Source organism: Autumnicola tepida (assembly GCF_031846485.1).
GTDB lineage: Bacteria > Bacteroidota > Bacteroidia > Flavobacteriales > Flavobacteriaceae > Autumnicola > Autumnicola tepida.
The window spans coordinates 164,516-181,155 of sequence record NZ_JAVRHQ010000006.1; the positions used below are offsets into that span (position 1 = coordinate 164,516).

The 16,640-nt window shown below is 42.5% G+C and carries 11 protein-coding genes and 2 pseudogenes; 8 read left to right on the forward strand and 5 right to left on the reverse strand.

Annotated features, from left to right (window positions below):
- Window positions 1-63: 63 nt before the first annotated feature.
- From RM553_RS07465 to RM553_RS07500, 8 genes are all read left to right on the forward strand, one after another.
- Window positions 64-528, forward strand: a complete 465-nt coding sequence (locus RM553_RS07465; protein WP_311534296.1) for a (2Fe-2S)-binding protein — start codon at window positions 64-66, stop codon at window positions 526-528.
- A gap of 9 nt (window positions 529-537) precedes the next feature.
- The gene (locus RM553_RS07470) at window positions 538-2,748 is read left to right on the forward strand and encodes a xanthine dehydrogenase family protein molybdopterin-binding subunit (protein WP_311534297.1); all 2,211 of its coding nucleotides are present in this window, start codon (window positions 538-540) and stop codon (window positions 2,746-2,748) included.
- 242 nt (window positions 2,749-2,990) lie between these two features.
- Window positions 2,991-4,010, forward strand: a complete 1,020-nt coding sequence (locus RM553_RS07475) for an XdhC family protein (protein ID WP_311534298.1) — start codon at window positions 2,991-2,993, stop codon at window positions 4,008-4,010.
- Between the two features lie 2 nt (window positions 4,011-4,012).
- Window positions 4,013-4,612 carry a nucleotidyltransferase family protein gene (locus tag RM553_RS07480; RefSeq protein ID WP_311534299.1) on the forward strand — a complete coding sequence of 200 codons (600 nt, stop codon included), beginning with the start codon at window positions 4,013-4,015 and terminating at the stop codon, window positions 4,610-4,612.
- A 181-nt stretch (window positions 4,613-4,793) separates the two neighbouring features.
- Window positions 4,794-6,992, forward strand: coding sequence for a xanthine dehydrogenase family protein molybdopterin-binding subunit (locus RM553_RS07485; protein WP_311534300.1), 2,199 nt, complete (start codon window positions 4,794-4,796; stop codon window positions 6,990-6,992).
- A 19-nt stretch (window positions 6,993-7,011) separates the two neighbouring features.
- Window positions 7,012-7,689 (forward strand): (2Fe-2S)-binding protein, encoded by a 678-nt coding sequence (locus RM553_RS07490; RefSeq protein ID WP_311534301.1) that lies wholly within the window; start codon window positions 7,012-7,014, stop codon window positions 7,687-7,689.
- A 1-nt stretch (window position 7,690) separates the two neighbouring features.
- Window positions 7,691-8,686 (forward strand): FAD binding domain-containing protein, encoded by a 996-nt coding sequence (locus tag RM553_RS07495; protein ID WP_311534302.1) that lies wholly within the window; start codon window positions 7,691-7,693, stop codon window positions 8,684-8,686.
- Between the two features lie 257 nt (window positions 8,687-8,943).
- A complete protein-coding gene (locus RM553_RS07500; RefSeq protein ID WP_311534303.1) occupies window positions 8,944-9,729 on the forward strand; it encodes a DUF1206 domain-containing protein in 786 nt (261 codons plus the stop codon).
- A 172-nt stretch (window positions 9,730-9,901) separates the two neighbouring features.
- Here RM553_RS07500 and lpdA read toward each other — a convergent pair whose 3' ends face one another.
- From lpdA to RM553_RS19730, 5 genes and pseudogenes are all read right to left on the reverse strand, one after another.
- Entirely contained in the window at window positions 9,902-11,314 is a 1,413-nt protein-coding gene (gene lpdA, locus RM553_RS07505; protein WP_311534304.1) for a dihydrolipoyl dehydrogenase, read from the reverse strand.
- 12 nt (window positions 11,315-11,326) lie between these two features.
- The gene (locus RM553_RS07510) at window positions 11,327-12,733 is read right to left on the reverse strand and encodes a 2-oxo acid dehydrogenase subunit E2 (RefSeq protein ID WP_311534305.1); all 1,407 of its coding nucleotides are present in this window, start codon (window positions 12,731-12,733) and stop codon (window positions 11,327-11,329) included.
- Between the two features lie 26 nt (window positions 12,734-12,759).
- Entirely contained in the window at window positions 12,760-15,426 is a 2,667-nt protein-coding gene (gene aceE, locus RM553_RS07515; RefSeq protein WP_311534306.1) for a pyruvate dehydrogenase (acetyl-transferring), homodimeric type, read from the reverse strand.
- Between the two features lie 268 nt (window positions 15,427-15,694).
- Window positions 15,695-16,016, reverse strand: a pseudogene (locus tag RM553_RS07520) (IS66 family transposase); the annotation flags it as partial.
- Between the two features lie 379 nt (window positions 16,017-16,395).
- Window positions 16,396-16,640: pseudogene (locus RM553_RS19730) on the reverse strand (transposase); the annotation flags it as partial.

Consider the following 16,640-nt stretch of genomic DNA (forward strand, 5'->3'; position numbering starts at 1 on the left):
TGCCCATCACCCTGGATAAAGACATGGGATTAAGTACCGCCGAAGCAGAACAAATTTAAATTTATGAAAAGGAAAATCACATTAAAGGTAAATGGAAAGGAGCACGAGGTTAATGTAGACCCGGAGACTCCTTTACTTTATGTATTAAGAAACAACCTTGGCTTAAAAGGTCCTAAATTTGGTTGTGGACTTTCGCAATGCGGGGCCTGTATGGTACTTTATGACGGAAAGGCGAACCCCTCCTGCCTGATGTCAGTAGAAAACGCGACCGATATGGAAATTACCACCCTGGAAGGCCTGGTTGATGAAGAAGGCAACCTGCACAAGGTACAGCAGGCATTTGTAGAAGAACAGGCGGCACAATGTGGCTATTGCCTAAACGGGTTGGTAATGGCTTCGGTGGGGCTTCTTAAGAAAAATTCCAATCCTTCAGATGAAGAAATACAGGCGGCATTGTACAGGAATATTTGTCGCTGCGGGGTTCATCCCAGGGTAATAAAGGCGGTGAAAAAAGCTTCAACTTCATAAAAAGGAACTATGAAAACCAGCAGGCGAGAGTTTATAAGACAGTTAGGATATGTCAGTATTGGCTTTACCATATTAGGTGCTGCCTGTATGAACACTAAAGAAGAAAACAATGAAGGGGGAGGTAATGCCGGTAACAGCGAAGCTGCTACTGAGAATTCCAACCGGCCAGACAGGATAAATGCCTGGTTGCGAGTATTGGAAGATGGGAGCGTACTGGTGCTTACCGGCAAAATGGAACTTGGGCAGGGAATAAGAATTGCCGTGGCGCAAATGGCTGCTGAAGAATTAAATACCAGTCCCGATCTTGTGGAGGTAAATTTAGCCGAAACCGGTGTTACAGCCAATGAGGGCTACACCGCGGGAAGCCATTCTATAGAAACCAGTGCCATGTCAATTAGGAGGGCGGCTGCGGCTGCGCGGGAAAAATTGCTAAATCTGGCTTCAAAAAAATGGGAAATTCCTGTATCTCAAGTAAGCCTGGAAGATGGAAATATTATTGCCGGCACTAATAAAATGACACTTTACGATTTACTGGAAGGCAGGCAGATTAGCGAAGAAATAGGAGAGCCTTCAGAAATCTATGGTAAAACCAGGCGAAAATATGTAGGCCAGCCGGTATTGAGAAAAGATATTTCTGCCATGGTACGGGCGCAGCATGAGTATGTACAGGACCTTGAGTTTCCAAATATGGTGCACGCCAGGATTATTAGGCCAACTTCTTACACTTCAAAATTAGCCTCTTTAGATGAAGAAGGCCTGGAAGATTTCCCTGGTTTTTTAAAACTGGTGCGTATCGGGAGTTTTGTAGGTGTTATTGCAGAAGAAGAATTTGAGGCTATCAAATTAAGCTGGGAGGTTAACAATCGTGCGCAATGGGACGATGATGAAGAATTACCTGCAGAGGTGCCCTTAAAGGAATACTTGAAAACCCTGGATGCAGATGTAGAGGTTGAAGAAGAAAAAGGGGATTGGCAAAGTACCATTGAAGAAGCGCCCATTCAGCACAGCGCCTCGTACTATAAGCCTTATATTATGCATGCCGCTAATGGCCCTTCCTGCGCGGTGGCTTTTTTTGATAATGATAAACTCAGTGTCTGGACGCATAGCCAGGGCGTATATCCGCTGCGGGAGACTTTGGCGGCACTTTTGGGCATGCCCGCAGAATCCATTCATGTTAAAGGAGTTCCCGGTTCCGGCTGTTACGGCCATAATGGTGCAGATGATGTTGCTGCCGAAGCTGCGCTGCTGGCGGTAAATTTGCCCGGGAGGCATGTAAGGCTGCAGTGGATGCGCAACGACGAACATTGCTGGGAACCTTATGGAACAGCTATGATCATGGAACTGCAGGCCGGGTTGGATTCCAACGGAAAAATTAAAGGTTGGAAATATGATTTTTGGTCCGATGGGCATAGTACACGCCCCAATGGCCAGCCGGAAACTTTGTTGCCCGCACGTTTTCTGGATAAAGGACACGGTGTACCCGGAATTGGATTTAAGGGAGGTGCAGTACGAAATTCCACGCCCTATTATACTATAGAAACTTTGCAGACCACATCCCATATTTTCCAGGGGCCACTGAGAAAGTCGGCATTGAGAGGTCTTGGCGCTTATGGGAATATCTTCGGAATAGAATGTTTTATAGACGAGCTGGCCCAAAAGGCTGGTAAAGATCCGGTAGAATTCCGCATAAATCATCTCAGTGATGAGCGCGCGATTACCTGCCTTAAAAAAATAAAAGAGAAGACGAGCAATGTTCGCCCTGGTGAAAACGAAGGACTGGGATATGCCTTTTCGCGCTACAAAAATTCTGCTTCTTATTTTGCCGTTGCTGCCCATGTTAAGAAGATGGATGATGGTATCTTTCGGGTAAAAAAGATGTGGGGAGTAATTGATTCCGGGGAAACTATAAATCCCGACGGGTTAAAGAATCAGACTGAAGGCGGAATGGTACAGGCCGCCAGCTGGGCTTTGCGTGAGGAAGTGCGGTTTGATAAGCAGCATATTACCAGTGTAGACTGGCACAGGTATCCTATCTTCAGGTTTGAGGAAATTCCCGAAGTAGAAGTGGAGGTTATAGACCGTGTGGACGAAAAGCCTCTGGGTGCGGGCGAAGCAGCACAGGGACCTTCTGCCGCTGCTGTTGCAAACGCGGTTTTTGATGCCACGGGAATACGGTACCGGGATTTGCCCATTAATCCGGTGGAAAAATATTTGCGTTAAGGTAGGGAGAATTTGGGCGCAGCCTGCGGCCCGGGCTATCCGCTGTATCTTTTGCAGCCCTGCCGCGCTGCAAAAGGATGCCGCTGCTATCCCTTGCGCAAAAAAATTACATAATTTAGTATCAATTTTAAATATTTTAATCGGTTTGTCCGGCTGAGCGCAGTCGAAGCCTGATTTTTGACTAAATTCCGACATTATTTGCCTTGTCATAAAAGATTTAGTGGATAAAATAAAATTTCAAAATGACCCACGAATTCAAAAAAATTATTGAAGCCTGTTTAAAAAATCAGGAAGAAAATTTAAAAAGTGTTCTCGCCACGGTAGTGGCTCTCGATGGTTCTTCTTACAGAAAACCCGGGGTGCGCATGCTTATTGCCGAAAATGGTAAAATGACCGGGGCAGTTAGTGGCGGTTGTGTGGAAAAAGAGGTTTTAAACCAGGCACAGAATGTTTTTAAGAACGGATGTTCCAAAGTAATGACCTACGACGGCCGTTACAGGTTGGGCTGCGAAGGGATATTGTATATTTTGCTTGAACCTTTTTCGGTTTCAGAAGAACTGCAAACACTGCTTGAAAAAACTTTCAGGGAAAGACAAAGGTTTTTTATAGCATCTGCTTTCAGAAAAGAAGAATGCCAGACTGCAGGAATGGGATCTGCAATAAAGTTTGACGATGGAAAACAAGTGGGTTTTTCAGAAAATACTTCCGCAGAAAAAACAGAAGAACTTTCTGTTTTTAAACAGGAAATGAAGCCACTGTTCAGAATGCTGATTATTGGGGCAGAGCATGATGCGGTACAATTATGTTCTGCAGCATCACTTTTAGGTTGGGAGGTTTTGGTAAATGCTTCGCCTAAAGATCCGCGTACAAAGGCAAATTTCCCGGGAGCACAGCAAGTTTTACATTTAATGCCGGAGGAAATTCAGCAACTGGAAATAGATAGTGAAACTTCAGTGATGCTGATGAACCACAGTTATGCCACCGATCTTAAATTTCTTCTAGCCCTTAAAGATAGTAAAGCCGTTTATATAGGCTTGCTGGGTGCAGCGAAACGCCGCGAAAAGATTTTCAACGCTTTTATTGAATATCACCCGGAGATAGATGCCGATTTCCTCGATAAAATATACGGCCCGGCAGGACTGGATATTGGAGCCGAAACACCACAGGAAATTTCGGTTTCTGTATTATCTGAAATCCTGACAGTAACAAGGGGAAAACAGGCATTTTCGCTTCGGGAGAAAATTGGAAAAATCCACACCTGATTTTGAGTAAAGCAAGTATTATAATAGTAGCAGCCGGCGCTTCCCGGCGTATGAACAAGGCCAAACAGCTTTTACCCCTGGAAGATGGTATATTATTGGGAAAAGTTATAGAAGAGGCAAAAGCTTCAGCTGCAGCTGAGGTAATTATTGTTCTTGGGGCATATTCAGAAGAGATCGTTTCAAAAATTCAGAATTACGATTGTATTGTTGTCAAAAATGAGAACTGGCAGCAAGGACTTGGCTCTTCAATAGCGGCCGGGATCAGATATTTTCTTCAGCATAAAGAAAAAATTAGCGCTGCTTTGGTAATGTTAGGAGATCAGCCATTGGTAGATTCCGGCTATGTAGATAAAATGCTTAAACATGCCGGTGAAAATCCTTCAACAATTATAGCTACATCCTATCCGCGCTCTCTGGGCGTGCCTGCAGTTTTTCCGCAGAACTATTTTAAGGAACTGGCAAATTTAAAAGAAGATAAAGGCGCAAAAAATATACTGCGACGTGAACGTGATTCGGTTATTGCTTTAAATGCTGGAGAACGCATTCTTGATATAGACACTCCGCAGGATTATCAAAATTTGCTGGACAGGTACTCCAAATAATCTGCTTCTTTCCATCCAAATAAACTTCAGCAGCTGTTAAATTAAATTTAAAATCTGTAGTTTAACAGGAACAGGTAGAAGGAATGACTTAAATTGAAGAAACAATTTAGCGATTTCAAATCTCTCAATCTCCCCGTTTCAAGGATTTGAAATAAATTAATAATCCATACTACAAGCACAAATGATAGGTGAAGCGAGAAACCGCATGCATGGACTCGATAAGGTTTCGGGAAAGGCAAAATATGCCCTGGAATATGAAGTAGATAAGCCGCTTTATGCCATAATGGTGAAGAGCCATATTTCCAGCGGAACCATTGAAAATATAGATGAAAGTTCTATCCAGGATATTCCTGGAATAGAAATGCTAATCCATTCCGGCAATGCCCTGAAATTGAATTCTACTAAAAAGCCTTCGGAAGGTAATCCCGATGTTGAATCTGAAGAAATTAGCAGGGAACCACTGGCAGATAAGAAAGTGTATTTTGCCGGTCAGGATATTGCCATTGTGGTGGCAAGTAATATTGAAGATGCGCAATTAGGGGCCTCCCGGCTTAAAGTGACCTATAAAAAAGGGGAGGGGCGTACAGATCGCAGCAGTGTTTTAAAGGACTACTACGAACCACGGCCGGAAGAATTGCAGTACAGCCGGGGAGATTTTGAAACCGCCAAAAATGAGGCCGATGTGGTAATAAGTGAGGAATACGAGATCCCTACTGAACATCATAACCCAATGGAACTCTCGGCCACCACAGCTATTTGGGATGGAGACCGGCTCACGGTTTATGATGCCACACAGGGCGTTTCCAATCATCAGGAAGGAATTGCCCGTGCTTTTGGTCTGGAACCTAAAAACGTTAGGGTGATTGCCCAGCATATTGGGGGAGGTTTTGGCTGTAAAGGAACTTTATGGCCACATACATTGCTGACCGCCATGGCCGCAAAAATGACGGGCCGGCCGGTAAAAATGTTCCTTACCCGGGAAGATATGTTTACCTCTGTGGGACACCGGCCAAAAGTTATTCAAAAAGTAACCCTGGCCGCAGACAAAAACGGGAAGCTGGAAGCGGGAGCACATGATACTTATTCCTATACTTCCAAAGTGGGTACTTTTTATGAATCCTGCGGGGTAACATCAGCCATGTTGTATGATATTCCCAACTTTTCCATGAAGCACAGATACGGCAGGCTCAATTTACCAACTCCAACTTATATGAGAGGCCCGGGCGAATCCAGTGGAACTTACGCTTTGGAAGCTGCCATGGATGAAATGGCCGAAAAGCTGAATATGGATCCTGTTGAATTCAGGATTATTAATGATACTGACAGGGACCTGAAGAAAGATTTGCCATTTTCTTCCAAGCATTTAAAAGAATGTTATAGACGTGGAGCACAGTTATTCGGCTGGGAAAACAGGAATAAAAATCCGGGAAAAATGCTAAAAGACGGTGTTTTAGTTGGGCATGGTATGGCTACTTCCACTTATCCCGCCCATCGTTCCGGCGGGGAATGTAACCTTACTTTGAGAAAAGACGGGACAGTACTTTTGCGTACTGCAACGCAAGATATAGGTACCGGAACTTATACTGTTTTAGGCCAGATTGTGGCCGATACACTTGGTGTGCCTTTTGAAAAAGTGATCGTGGAAATAGGAGATTCAGATTACCCCAAAGGCCCGCTTTCAGGAGGTTCGCAGGTTACTGCTTCAGCAGGAAGTTATGTTCAATTGGCTGCTGAAAAATTAAGAAAAAAACTAGGCAGTACGGCAATAGGCCAAAGTGAAAGTCCATATTTTCAGATAAATGAAAATGAACTGCAATTTGAAAATGGTAAAATTAGCGATGGGTCATCTGAAGGTGAAAACATTGAAAATATTGTGCAGCGCAGTGGAGAGGAAAATATAAGTGTAACCTATTCCACAGATGAAACAGGGGCTAAACAGGAAGAGGGTTACGCGTACCAGTCTTTCGGGGCTGTTTTTGTAGAAGCCAATGTAGATCCCGATTTGGGTATAATTACTATTCCTCGAATTACGGCGGTTTACGATGTGGGAAAGGTGATTAACCGGAAACTCGGTAACAGTCAGTTTTACGGCGGAATTATTTTTGGCTACGGAATGGGCCTGCTGGAACATACAAAATACGACCACGGCCATGTGGTAAATGCCGATCTGGCCGAATACTATGTTCCCGTAAATGCAGATATTAATGATTTGCAGGTAGAATACCTGGACATCCCTGATTATAAATTTAGTTCTCACGGTGGCCGGGGAATTGGTGAAATTGGTACCACGGGAGTAGCAGCCGCTATTGCCAACGCTATTTACAATGCCACCGGTAAGAGAATAAGAAAACTGCCTATCACCCTCGATAAATTAATATAACAGCAGCAAAAAGCATAAGATGAAGAAAGAAGAGATAGAAAGAAAGCAGGAAGATCTATGGCCGGAAGAGAAATCTTTGATTGAGGCAAAGATTAGCAGGAGGAAGTTTATTTCAAGAGCTATTCTTGCAGCAGGAGGAATGGCCATTGCACCCTACGCCACCTTAGCTGCAGAAGCTATTGATGCCCCGGCGCTTCCCTTCGAAAAGTTTGTTGAAATTGAAACCAGCATTAACGGAAGACAGATGAAGATGAAGTTAGATCCCCGTACCAGTCTGCTTAACCTGCTAAGGGAACAACTTAGCCTTACCGGAACCAAATTAGGCTGCAACCAGGGCGCCTGCGGGGCGTGTACAGTATTTATAGGTAAAGAACGGATTAATTCCTGTCTTACACTTGCCGCACAAATAGATGGGCAGGAGGTGACCACTATAGAAGGTATAGGTTCAGAAGAGGATTTTCATCCCATGCAGGCAGCTTTTATTGAACATGACGGCTTCCAGTGTGGGTATTGTACCTCTGGCCAAATCATGTCTGCGATAAAAGTGGTGGAAAACAATAGAGCCGGGAGCGATGATGAAATACAGGAATGGATGAGCGGTAATATTTGCCGTTGCGGCGCTTACAAAGGCATAGTAGCTGCAATCAAAACTGTACGGGATGGGAATTATGACAAATCACTTCTAAAAAAAATGTAAAATGTATCCTTTTCAATATACAAAAGCGAAAGAAGCCTCAGAGGCAACAGCAACAGCTTCCCGGCAGGAAAATTCGAAATTTTTAGCAGGAGGAACCAATCTGGTAGATCTAATAAGAAGGGATGTTGTGCATCCGGATTATTTAATAGATGTATCTCATCTTGATTTTAAAACAATTAAAGCCTATAATGGCGGGCTGCGGCTCGGCGCTATGGCCAGCAACAGCGAAACAGCTGCGAATAAAGAACTCAAGGAAGCTTATCCTATTGTTTCCCAGGCAATCTTGTTAGGTGCTTCTGCACAGTTGCGCAACAAAGCTAGCAATGGGGGCAATATGTTGCAAAAAACACGTTGCCCATATTTTATGTCGCCGCCTTTTCCCTGTAATAAAAGGGAACCGGGGAGTGGTTGTTCTGCGATAAATGGAGAAAACCGATTGTTGTCTATCCTGGGAACTTCAGAAAAATGTATTGCTTCTTATCCTTCAGACATGGCCACTGCACTTACAGCAATGGATGCTGTTATACAAACACGGCTGTCGGATGGCAGTGAAAGAAGTATTCCTGTTGTTGATTTCCATCTGTTGCCTGAAGATACTCCATGGAAAGAAACGGTTTTAAAAGAAGGAGAATTAATTACGGCTATCGATTTGCCTGAAGAATCAAAGGAATTTGCTGAAAATTCTTATTATTTGAAAATACGCGACCGTCATTCTTTTGCCTTTGCACTTGTTTCTGTTGCTGCTGCCCTGGTGATGGAAAGCGGGAAGATTACAAAAGCACGTTTAGTGCTGGGAAGTGTGGCGCCAAAACCCTGGCGCAATCGTGAGGCAGAAGAAATGTTACTGGGGCAGGCTCCTTCAGAAAATTTATTTATGGAGGTTGCTGAAAAAGCTTTGGAAGGAGCCAAAGGCTTTGGAGAAAATGATTTTAAGATTCCCCTGGCCAAAAAGGGAATTGTCAGGGCATTGCGAATAGCATCAAAATCAGAAGCCTGATCCATACTTTTTGGAATGCAAACCTGGTATTAAGATATAGTCTGCGCAATCAGGCTAATCAATTTGATACTCCATTTAATTAAAATTATCGAAATTAATTCTTTCCGATGGTTGTTGAGGGTAAATTGCCTGAAAAATTCTCATATCAGTACTTGAAAAGCTAAACTAAATATAAAATTAGTTGAAATATTTAGTAAGCTTTTTAATTTCCTATAACTTTATAATCAACAGTTAACCAACAACAACCAAAAAATAGTATGAGTAGTAAGAAGAAGAATTTCGCACGTTTTGGCATGGCGGCCAAGGGAGCAGTCTATTGTTTAATTGGGATATTAACAGCACTTGCAGCTTTCGGCCAGGGAGGAGAAAAAACCGGCAGCAAAGGAGCATTGCAATATCTGGCACAGCAATCTTATGGCCAGATATTACTTGTAATTATGGGTATAGGCCTCTTGGGATATGTATTCTGGAGATTTTACCAGTCAATTGGCAACCCCAAAGGCTTGCATGATGATGCTAAGGGTTATGCCAAAAGAGCAGCATATTTTATTAGTGGACTCCTTTATGGCGGATTGGCTTATTATGCTTTTAAACTTGCTTTTGGTAGTGGGAGCAGCTCTTCGGGGGGAGGCAGTAGTTCTATGATGGGTTCCTTAATGTCTGGTTCTAATGGTGACACTATTGCGATTATTATAGGAATTGGGATGGCTATAAAAGCTATTTATGATATTTACAGGGCATATTCCGGAAAGTTCAGGGAGGAAGTAGAGGAAGCAGGTATGGACGAAAAGGAACAGAAATTACTGGTAAATGCGGGCAAATTTGGGCATACAGCCAGGGGACTTGTATTTGGACTAATGGCTTACCTAACGCTTAAATCCGGCTTATCCAGTGGGAGCAATGTTCAAACCCAAACCGATGCCTTCAGCTATATTCAACAGGAATTTGGATCTATAGTTTTAGGAATTGTAGCAATTGGCCTGGCGGGATATGGAGTATATATGCTAATAAAGGCTAAATATCCTTCTATAACTGTGGCCTAGAAGTATTCAAGGCTTCGAAATAAACCTGATTAGATTTAAAAATTTCTGATCAGGTTTTTTTATGCTTTTAAGCTAAGAATTAAGTTATTCTTTAATTCTTCCACTGATATTTAGAAACATTGCCCGGTTTAAAAAAGTGGAAAGGTCTTTTACGCTGTCTTAGCAGTTACAACTACTTGGATATATGTGTAGGACTGCCAGAGAAGATTTCCGCAGATTCCATAATGGTTTCAGAAAGAGTGGGGTGGGGATGAATGCTTAGAGCAAGATCTTCTGCAGTTGAGGCCATTTCTATAGCCAGGGAAATTTCCGGAATAAGGGAGCCGGCATTTTTTCCTGCCACCCCGCCACCCAGGATTCTCCCGGTTTTGCTTTCTACCAGAATTTTAGTGATTCCATTGCGATTTCCCACTGCAACCGCACGCCCGGAAGCATTCCACGGGAATTTTAGAATTTTGAAGTTGATATTTTTACTTTTTGCCTGCTCTTCCTGCAACCCGCACCAGGCCAGCTGCGGATTGGTGAATACAACAGCAGGAATAGACACGGGATCGTAAGCGGCGCCTTTGATTCCTGCAATTACTTCCGCGGCAATTTTTCCCTCATAATTAGCTTTATGGGCAAGTAATGGTTCTCCGGTAAGGTCGCCGATTGCATAAATGTTCTTCATACTGGTGTTACGCTTAACATTTACTTTTATAAAACCTTTCTCATCAACTTCAACTCCGGCTTTATCGAGGGAAAGGCTTTCAGTATTTGGCCTTCTTCCAACGGCAACCAGGACTTTATCAAATTTTTTTTCTTCAGATTGTTCATCTTTGCCTTTCAGCGAAACCTTTACTTTCATTTTTTTTATTTCAACTTTTTCAACTTTCGTGTTGAAATATAACTCCTCAAACGGATGTTCTTTTTCAAATATTTTTACCAGGTCACGGTCTGCGCCCGGAAGAAAGCCTGGAGTCATTTCGGCTATGGAAACCTTTGTGCCTATTGCCGCATAAACGCTGCCCAGTTCAAGGCCAATATATCCACCCCCAATAACCAGCATGGATTCAGGAATATCTTTTAAATCCAGGGCATCTTTGGAATCGATAATTTTTTTATGGTCTATCTCAATTCCGGGCAGGGAAACATTAACCGAGCCGGTGGCGAGGATAAGATTTTCAAATTCAGTTTCATAAGCATCAGATTCAGCCGGTTGTATTTTTATTTTCCTATCTGAAACAAATTCAGCATTGCCTTTAATGTATTCTATCTTTTTGCCTTTGGATAATTGGCCAAGTCCGCTGGTAAGTTTTTCAACTACCTTGTCTTTCCATTTCCTGATTTTCTTCACATCAATCTCCGGCTCACTGAAACTCATTCCCCATTCGGCAGCTGCCAATGCTTCCTGTTTCACCTTTGCAAGATGCAACAAAGCTTTTGAAGGAATGCAGCCCCGGTAAAGGCAAACGCCACCGGGATTAGCCTCAGGGTCAATTAAGGTGACTTTTGTACCAAGATCTGCAGCACGAAAAGCGGCGGCATAACCACCCGGGCCTGCACCAATAATAATAAGTTCCTTCTTTTCAGTTTTTTCAGCCATAAATTTTTGGAATTATGCTCCGAGTAAAGCTTCAAAAGGATTTTCCAATGCACGGGAAATCCAGTGTAGAAATCTTACCCCTTCAGCTCCGTCAATCAGCCGGTGATCATAAGATAAGCTAAGTGGCAGGATATCCCTTGGCTCAAAATTATCATCTATATACACGGGTTGTTTTTTAGCCCTGGAAACACCAAGTATGGCCACCTGGGGGTGGTATACTATAGGAGTAAAATTAGTGCCGCCTATCCCGCCAAGGTTCGAAATTGTAAAATTTCCTCCCTGCATTTCCTCTGCAGTCAATTTTCCTTCTCTTGCTTTTTCTGCCAATGCAGTGATTTCTGTTGCAATTTCAATAATGGTCTTTTGATCGGCATCTCTAATTACAGGAACTAAAAGACCTTTTTCGGTATCTACCGCCACCCCAATATTTACGTATTTTTTAAGGATCATTTCCTCATTTTCCATATCTATGCTCGCATTAAATTTAGGAAACTGCCGCAGGGCGGTGGCGGCAATTTTCACAAGAATAGCCGTTATGGTAATACCTGCCTCCGATTTTTTCTTAAGCTTTTCCATGTATTCTTCAATATCTGAAATATCGGCTTCATCAAATTGAAATACATGTGGAATATTGCTCCATGCTGCGGAAGTACTTTTGGCGGTGGCCTTTCTAATACCAGAAAGAGGTTTTCTCTCAGTTTCTCCCCATTTGCTGAAATCCGGAAGTGATAATCCCGTTGAAGAAGCTTTTTTCTCCTTCCCGGTTTTATTAAAATCTTTTAAATCTTCTTTACTAATCCTTCCATCGGCGCCGCTGCCTTTGACTTCCCGGATATCTATTCCTAATTCCCGTGCCAGCCTCCTCACACCTGGCGCTGCCGGAATTCCGCCTGAAGCTGAAGTTTCCTTTTCACCATTATTTTCGTTTTTTGATACTTTATCTTCTTTATTCTCTTTTTCCTCTTCCTCTTTTTCTTCCCCTTCTTCTTCATTTTCGTCGTCAGAAGATTCCTGCTCTTTTACTTGTTTCTTCTTTTTCTCTTCTGAACTTTCTTCTTCGGAATTATCCTCTTCAGGTGCTTTCTTATGGTCTTCCCCAGATTGATCTTTTTTACCTTTTTCCTCTTTTTCAGAATCATTTTCTTCAGAATTATCTTCTTCGGAATCGCTTTCTTCGGAATCTCCGCCTTTCAGCTTTAAAATCACATCGCCAACGCTAACTTCGTCCCCTTCGCTTACTTCAATAGAAGTGATGGTTCCAGCTTCGGGACTAGGAATTTCAACAGAAGCTTTATCTGATTCTACTGCAATAACAGATTGTTCTTTTTCAATGGTATCACCTTCTTTAACAAGTATTTCTGTTACAGTAGCTGATTCTACACCTTCTGCTATCTGCGGAATTTTTATTTCGGTTGCCATGTTTTACTATGTTGATGTTGAAGAATTCAGGAGGTCCTGGGATTAGGTTTTTTAGGATTGATAATCAGGTTTTTTGCGGCTTCTTTTAAATCATTAGATTTCAGCTCACCCTGAAGGGCAAATTCATACAAAACCGTATATACAATATGGGCAGCGCTTACTTCAAAGAAATCCCGAAGCTCTTCGCGGGCATCACTACGCCCAAAACCATCGGTTCCCAAAACGCTTAACTTCTTCGGAAAATATTTTGCCACCGCTTCCGGCAGGGCTTTAACATAATCTGTCGCTGCCACAAAAACACCCTTTTCATCTTTTAAACACTCTTCTATATAATTGAGTTCTTTGTTCATTTGAGCTTTGAGCCGGTTTTCCCGTTCTGTATCCAAGGCATTGTCATAAAGTGATTTAAAGCTGGTTACACTCCATATATCTACCTTTATTTTATAATCTTTTTCCAGTATTTCTGCTGCTTTAAGAACCTCTTTCATAATCGCACCACTGCCAAAAAGATGCGCTTTCTTTTTAAGTCTTTTATTTGAAGATTTCACGAAACGGTACATCCCCTTCAGAATACCTTCTTCAACTCCTTCAGGCATTTCAGGCATCTTATAAGTATCATTGCCTACCGTAATGTAGTAGAAACAATTTTCTTTTTGGGTGTACATCTTTTTGATTCCTTCCTTTACAATCACAGCCACCTCGTAGGCAAACGCCGGATCGTAGGCTTTGAGATTGGGAAAAGTCAGCGCGAATAAATGGCTGTTCCCATCCTGGTGTTGCAGGCCTTCGCCGGGCAGACTTGTTCGCCCTGAAATTCCGCCTATAAGAAAACCTTTGGCCCCGGCGTCGGCAGCTGCCCAAATAAGATCGGCAGTTCGCTGAAACCCGAACATGGAGTAGAAGAAATAGAAGGGAATCATGTTAAGCCCGTGGTTGAGGTAAGATGTTCCGGCTGCAATAAATTCGCTGATGCAGCCGGCTTCAGTAATCCCCTCTTCCAGAATAATACCCTTGGCAGATTCCTTATAATAGAGCAGGCTGCCCTTATCTACAGGATCATATTTTTGTCCGCCTTCCGCATAAATACCAGCCTGTTGGAATAAAGATTCCATTCCAAAAGTCCTGGATTCATCGGGAATAATTGGGACGATATATTTACCAACATTTTTATCTTTAAGAAGCTTACTGAGTATTTGCACCAGCACACTGGTTGAAGCTGCCAGGTCTTCCCCCGAACCTTCAAAGAATTTGCTAAAAACAGAATCGTCCGGTTCCTTTAAAGCCTCACTTTTATCTTTTCGCTTCGGAATAAATCCTCCCTTATTCTCCCGGTGCTGTATTAAATATTTCAGTTCCCCGCTACCTTCTTCAGGCTTGATAAATGGTAAATCTTCCAGAGCATCATCTGAAACAGGCACATTAAAAAAATCCCGAAAATGCTTTAACCCAACCTTTTTCATTTTTTTAGTTTGATGGGCCACATTGCTGGCTTCACCTGCATCTCCCTGGCCATAGCCTTTAATAGTTTGTGCAAGGATTACGCTTGGCTGGCCTTTGTGTTCCACAGCGGCTTTATAGGCATTATAAATCTTTACCGGATCATGCCCGCCACGTCTTAGGTTCTTAAGTTCTGTATCTGAAAGGTTATTAACCAGCTCCTGCAGGTCTTCGTCTTCCCCAAATAAATGCTTCCGCATATATTCACCGGGTTCAAAAGCAAATTTCTGAAGCTGGCCGTCAGGTAATTTATTTAACTTCGTAATGAGTTTGTCATGTTTATCCCTGGCGAACAGAGGATCCCAGTCTGAGCTCCAAAGGACCTTAATCACATTCCACCCGGCTCCTTTAAAGGTGCCTTCAAGTTCCTGGATGATCTTCTGGTTGCCACGAACCGGCCCATCCAGTCGTTGAAGGTTGCAATCTACCACAAAAATTAGGTTGTCCAGTTTGTCCTGAGCGGCGATGCTAAGGGCGCCGCGGGATTCCGGCTCATCCATTTCGCCATCTCCCAAAAATGCCCAAACCTTTTGATTATTTTCTTCAATTAAGCCACGATGTTCAAGGTATTTGTTAAACCGTGCCTGGTAAATAGCAGTTATAGGAGCCAGGCCCATGGAGACGGTGGGGTGGTTCCAAAACTCTGGCATGAGTTTGGGGTGCGGATAGGAGGTAAGGCCTTTTTCGGATTTTATTTCCCGCCGAAAATTTTCAAGATGTTCTTTAGATAAGCGGCCTTCCAAAAATGCCCTTGCATAAATACCCGGCGAAGCGTGCCCCTGGAAATAGATATTATCTCCATGGCCATCATCAATACCTTTAAAAAAATGGTTGAAGCCTACTTCCCAGAGATTTGAAATGGAAGCATATGTAGAAATGTGCCCTCCAATCCCTGAACTTTCTTTATTTGCTCTGGCTACCATCGCCATAGCGTTCCACCTGATCATTCCCAGAAGCTTGGTTTCAATATCCAAATCTCCGGGATAAGCGGTCTCTTTTTCAGGAGAAATAGTATTTATATATGGTGAAACCGGCTTTTCTTCAACAGAAATAGAGTGTTGAGCAGCCTCATTTTTTAAGAGATCAAGCAAATCCTTAGCTCTTTCAGCCGACTCATTTTTAAGAACCCATCGGAAAGATTCCAGCCATTCACGGTTTTCAACCTGTACTTCTCTGTTTTTCTCTTTCTGAGCCATTGAAATTGTATTAGGAGATGTTTTTGCTGAATATAATACTAAATCTTCCTATTAAAGTAAAGATAACTGTGAGTGTATTGAAATGATTAACAAAAAATTAAGCCTGCAGAAAGCATCCACATTGCAAAGCTGATAACGCCATAAATTGGCTATCATTTTCAGAAAAAAATTGTTTTAAAAGGTAGGATACAAGTATGCGCCCCGCCAACCACATTTTTTTTAACTTAGCATAATTTTATTTACCGGTTGCCTTCTTGTAGACTTAATTTTAGGCTTGCTGGAATTTATTGTAATTCTGCGGGTAGAGATTCGGGATGTCCTTGTGGTTTATGGACATCATATTTTCCAGGGCGTATTTGAGCCATTCATATGGATTTACCTCGTGTTTTTTGCAGATTGCGAAGAAGGAATAGATTCCTGCCGCTCTTTCTGCTGCTTTATGAGAAGCCGGCAAACAGGTAATTTTTTCTGCCAAGGGCCAATGGGTTGACGGCATTTTCCACTAAATTATTGTCGATCTCCAGGATGCCATCATAAGGATAGGCACTGAGCTGGTCCCAACGATCCATGAAATACCGGAAAGCTTTTCCGAAAGGTCGCTATTACGATATTCCGTAACCAAATTGTACATTTCTTCCTGTTTGCTCATAATAAAATTATTTTAGAGCAAAGCTATCGGTAGAAAGTCAGCTAATCAAGATGCAGTTGGTGTGGTAGATACCCTTGTTCTGTTAATTTTTATGAATTCCTACTACTCGTATGACTTGAAAGTTTAGGATTTTCCATCTTTAATTAATTTTTTGCTTTTCAATTCAATTATCAGTCAAATTTATTATCGTTCACAGGTATTTTAATTCTTTTTTTCAAAAGAATTAGAGTAGCTCCGAATATCGTCAAACTGAAATAAATAAATTTATCTTTTAATTCACTAGCGAATATCATTCCTGCAAAAAATCCGAAAGCAGGACCCGGAATGGCCACCAGGGTTTTGATCTTTAGCTTCTGGGCGATTTCCAGTTCAGAGCCTGTATGGTAGCCCTTATCAAAGAGCGCGGTGAACGTGGTGGTTCTTAAGATGGTTTTGGACCTGCGGATCATGGCGCCCATGGCCTTGGAATCATTGTGGTTGGTGACCTGGTAATCAATAGGGAGGCAATGTTTGGCATCTACTGTGGACTGCACATTATAAGCTACTTCGGTAATATTGTTGCGCA